This window comes from Roseiarcus sp. (assembly GCF_052145395.1).
Taxonomy (GTDB): domain Bacteria; phylum Pseudomonadota; class Alphaproteobacteria; order Rhizobiales; family Beijerinckiaceae; genus Roseiarcus.
On the sequence record NZ_JBKQOT010000036.1, the window covers coordinates 1 to 4464 of the forward strand.

General features: G+C 63.1%; 4 protein-coding genes. 2 read left to right on the plus strand and 2 right to left on the minus strand.

The annotated features are described in order from the left end of the window. Together ACLP25_RS01125 and ACLP25_RS01130 are read left to right on the plus strand one after the other, a co-directional pair. Nucleotides 1-472, plus strand: a 472-nt coding sequence (locus tag ACLP25_RS01125; protein ID WP_442467413.1) for a hypothetical protein, incomplete at its 5' end; no start/stop codon positions are given. Nucleotides 473-692: 220 nt separating this feature from the next. Continuing rightward, nucleotides 693-2342 (plus strand): hypothetical protein, encoded by a 1650-nt coding sequence (locus ACLP25_RS01130; RefSeq protein WP_442467414.1) that lies wholly within the window; start codon nucleotides 693-695, stop codon nucleotides 2340-2342. A gap of 5 nt (nucleotides 2343-2347) precedes the next feature. Here the strand turns inward: ACLP25_RS01130 and ACLP25_RS01135 are convergent, their stop codons facing one another. Both ACLP25_RS01135 and ACLP25_RS01140 read right to left on the minus strand, forming a co-directional pair. Beyond that, entirely contained in the window at nucleotides 2348-3028 is a 681-nt protein-coding gene (locus tag ACLP25_RS01135) for a hypothetical protein (protein WP_442467415.1), read from the minus strand. Then, entirely contained in the window at nucleotides 3028-4122 is a 1095-nt protein-coding gene (locus tag ACLP25_RS01140; protein WP_442467416.1) for an ATP-binding protein, read from the minus strand. The genes ACLP25_RS01135 and ACLP25_RS01140 overlap by 1 nt, the downstream gene beginning before the upstream one ends. Between the last annotated feature and the right edge of the window lie 342 nt (nucleotides 4123-4464).

Here is a 4464-nt window from a genome sequence, read left to right on the forward strand (position 1 = left end):
TGAGCTGCGACCGCTCTATCCCCCGCACTGGCGCGAGCTGAGCAGCCGCGTCCGCTTCGAGCGGGCTGGAGGAAGGTGCCAACGCTGCGGCCGACCACACCTCGTCCTCCTCCGCTGCCTACCGGACGGGCGCTGGTTCGACGAGCAAGCGGCGACATGGCGGGATCGCCGAGGACGGCCTGCCCGCTGGCCCGACCTTATGGACGCGACTCGGTTTCGGATGACGCGCGTCGTGCTCGCAGCGGCGCACCTGGACAGCGATCCGACCAACAATCGGCTAAAGAACCTGCGCGCTCTCTGTCAGCGCTGCCACATGTTGCACGATCGGCCGCACCATTTGGCGCAGCGCTGGATCACTTACCGCCGGCGCTCGGCAGTCGGCGATCTCTTCCTCGGTCCGTACCCGGCATTGATCGCCGCGCTGACATCGAAACGGACGTCGCAAGGGGTGCGGTTCTCAGGGGGCGGCTAGGCCAGTGCAAGGCCGTGAATCGGCCGTTTGACCACGAAACCCAGCGCATTACGTGTGATTCGGCGCGGCGTTTGACCCACAATCTGCGTCCAACTCTTCGGAGCCGAAACACAGGCGGGCCGGATATCCGGTCTCGTTGGAAGCGGGAACTGGCCAAGATCTCCGACCTTCTGTATTCAACAGGTGTTTCCAGGGGCCGGCGGACAGCCGGACGCGGCGCATGAATGCTCTCTCGGGGTCGGTCGTCGAGAACGCGCTGTACCAGAACGCGTTCTACGTGCTGGGCGCCACGACGAGAGACAATCAGTCCCGGATCGTCGAGCTTACTGATGAACGATCCTTGATGGTCGATCCCGACCTTTGTCAGAAGGCTCGGGCGACGCTTACCAGTCCACGCTCCAGACTGTCGGCGGAACTGTCCTGGCTGCCTGGCGTCTCACCGCATCGAGCGCAGGCCGCCGTCGAGGGTTTGAAGGCTGAACCGGCGACGGCGAACGTCATCGAATTGCCGCCCCTGGCCAGAGCCAACATCCTCGCAGCCCGCATCGAAAGCACGGCAATTCGGCATGACGCCGCCGTCAAGACGCTGCTTGCGCTTGCCGCGTCGTCCGAGGAGATCGACGCCGAGGTCGTGATGCGGGACATCAACGAGGATCGGTCGATAGCAGGCGTTCCGCCCATGAGGGACTTGGAGCAAGTCTACGCCGAACTCGCAGCAAGACGCCGGCATTATCGGGACGTGTCGCGAGCGCTATTGGACAGATACCCGACAAGGACCTTAGTGCAGCTGGTCACTGAATTGGCCGCGAAGGCTACTGACGGGGGACGAAGCCACGCTCCTATCCTGGCCGAGGCCATCATCGACGCCTATGAGACAGCGGCTCAAGCCTTCGTTGAAGGGGAATTAAACAATGCCAGGAAACTGATCGAACAGATCCGGTCCCGGGCGGCGGAAGGCGAAAACAGGATATCGCCGTTGGTCGAAACCCTTTGCGGAGTGCTGGCGAACTGGACCTATGTCGCCAAACCGATCCAGATGGCGAGCCGGGCTAAGGGGCTCGACCCCCCAGCAAGCGGCGATCTGGCATACGAGGTGAGGTCGATGTCCGTCGACCTCTACAACCTGCACAATTTGTCTGACGCGAGCGCGAAGATCACCGAATGCCTCCAGCGCGAATTCGCGTTCCTGTCCGAGTTCGCCGCCCGCGTGTCTGAAGACGCGTCAACCTTGGCGGAGCTTCAGAAGGCGAGGGCACAGGCGAGAGCGAACAAGGCCGAGTTCGAACGCAGCCTGTCCTACTCGGCAGAAATCGGAGCGGTGTTCAAGGACAGGGTGGAGATGTCGGCGACGAGCCTGACCTGGAAGGGCCAGACGTACCGACTTGAGGACATCAACGCCTTGCGGTGGGGCGGCACACGTCATTCCGTGAACGGCATCACGACCGGTAGGACCCATGAAATCTACGTCGCGACCCCCGCCGCCTCCGCGGTCATCAACCTGAGAAACGAGACCATCTACAGCGCTCTTGTCGGCCGCTTGTGGCGAGGAGTCGGCGTCAGATTGCTCTATGGATACGCCGAGCAGCTGAAGAAAGGCGGACGCCTTGCTTTCCCCGGCGCGCTCATCGAGGACGGCGCCGTCACGCTGACCCGCCGAAAGATGTTCAAGGCCAACGAGGACGTCAGGCTGACCTGGGACAAGGTACGAGTCTGGAGCGCCGACGGCTGTTTCGTGATCGGCATGCACGGCGACAATAGCGTACGAGCGATGATGTCATACACAAGGACAGACAATGTCGCCGTGCTCGAAACCCTCATCAGAAGCTTTTTCGAGAGCGGGAAACCGACGATAGGAGCAATGCTGGAGTAGGCGGATCAGCGCCAACCTGCAACGGTCCGCGCCGCCTCGGCCTGCAAAATGCTCATCATCTTTGAATCGACCGTGATCTTCGCGCGCTCCATGTCGCTGGTCCTGTAACGATAGTTCGAACAGCGCGCGTTGAAGTCGCTGATCCGAGCGTTGAAATTGTTGACCTGAAGCTGGGACGTATCGTCGACAATCCCGCGCATAGCCTCCAGCCGAGCGGACTCGGACAGGCAATAGACAATTTCCGAGGCGGAGAGCACCAGGTTTGCCCCAGCGGTCGGCTTGACCTCGGTCAGCGAAGGCAGCGCCACCAGCGCCAGCGGCGGCGGGACGTAAGGCTGAGGTTGAGGCGTAACGTACGTCGTCGCCGGCGGATGGGTCGGACCAGGCGGAGTCTTGGGGTCGTTTGAGGCGGCGTTTCCCAAGTACACGATCACCCCGATGCCCACCACGACCAGCCAAAAGACCGCCGGCTTACGTATCCAGATCGGGTCCCCCCGCGCGGGGGGTAAATCGGCTGCGGCAGGCCTTGCCCGGACCTCTTCGCGCGGCGTTTCCGCGGCCTGGGCGGGAGTCCCCTGGGCGCGGGTTCCCTGGGTTCGCTGCGTATCGGGCAGCACGGAGACCAGCGTCGCCAAGCCCGCGAAGCCGCGCGGCGCCTCCGAATTCCCGGCTGTCGGGGCGGCCATCAAGTGAAACCAATCTTTTGCTTCTTGCCCCCTTCGCGGTCCGGGGCGGCGGCGAGCGCTTGCAGGAGCCGGGCCTGATCCAGGGCCGGCAGCCGGGCCCTCGCGGCGATGCGCGCCGCCTCTCGGACCACAAAGGCGGAATCCGAAAGCGGACGCCCAGCCAGCGAAGCCGCCAGCTTGCCGATGTCCACATCGTCGGCGACAGGAAGCGGCGTGAGCAACGAGCCCAAGAGCGCCGCAACTTCGGCCTCTTCCGGGAAATCAACATGAACAATATGATCGAAACGTCCGCGCCTGCGGACGGCGACGTCAACCATGTCGATTCTGTTGGTCATCCCGACCACCAGAACGCCCGCTGCGACGGCCTCTGGGATCCGCCTCAAGAATTCGGCGATCTCCTCGACCCGGTGCTGACCGCCGAGCGCCGCATCGCGCTCGGACAGGAACGCTTCCATCTCGTCGATTACGATCGCGGACGGCGCGGCCTTGATCGCCCGCTGGAAAACGTCGTTCACTTTTCGGCTCGTCTCATGAATATAGGGGCTGGCGATGCTGGCCGCCTCGATGAAGTATTGTGGCCACCCCAAGAATTTGAGCAACGCGTCGACGGCAAAAGTCTTTCCGGTTCCCGGCGGCCCCTCCAGGATGATTGCTCCGGGTCCGATTCCCATTGCCCTATAGTGCTCCGGATGCTGGGCGACGTCGACGACGTGCTCATTGAAGAACGCCTCCAGTTCCGGCCGTCCGGGCAGTTCGAAGCGCCGCTGCGGGACGCCGCTGGCCATCCCTCCCTGGGACCGCTCCGTCGCAACTCCATCTTGGCGCCCGACTGTTCGGCCCGTGTCGAGGACTTGCACGCCCGAGCTTGCCACTACTTCCAATAGATCGCTCAATGGCAGCCAGGAGATGATCGGCTGGAGCGCATCAACATTCGCGGCGGAGACCCTCAGCCCCCCGGTCAGCCACGCCCCAAGCACAAACGCGTCGTCCAATCCGCTTTGCGTCCCGCGCGTCGGCAGAATTCTGGACAGCCGCTCGACATAGATTCCGTCCTCGAAGGTGCTGTCGAGATCGAGCGACCGGGTGGCCTTCATCGCCAACCCGAACGCGACCGCTTCGCTCTTGTTGTTTGGCGACCGACATGCAGACAAGCTTGAAAGCATGCGTCCCGGGCCGCCTTCAACGACGAGGCATTGACGATCCCCAAAGGTCAATATTAACGCCCCGGTTCCGTTCAACAGTCCCCTGTCCGCCCAAGGATTCGACAGCGTCGTGTCGGCAAGAAGCGCCCGACCCCCTTCGCGCACCGCCCAAATCTGCCACTCGTCGCGGGCGGCGATGAGTTCCGACGCGTGAGCGCTCTCCGTTAATGCGTGTCCGATAGGCACCCAGGCGTCCGACACGGCTCTAGCCTCTTACTAGGTTCGACTTGGCAA

Bases quoted from the DNA above. Each gene is read 5' to 3' on its own strand.
- ACLP25_RS01140 (WP_442467416.1), bottom strand. From the start codon at position 4,122: ATGAAGGCCACCCGGTCGCTCGATCTCGACAGCACCTTCGAGGACGGA.
- ACLP25_RS01135 (WP_442467415.1), bottom strand. From the start codon at position 3,028: ATGGCCGCCCCGACAGCCGGGAATTCGGAGGCGCCGCGCGGCTTCGCG.
- ACLP25_RS01130 (WP_442467414.1), top strand. From the start codon at position 693: ATGAATGCTCTCTCGGGGTCGGTCGTCGAGAACGCGCTGTACCAGAAC.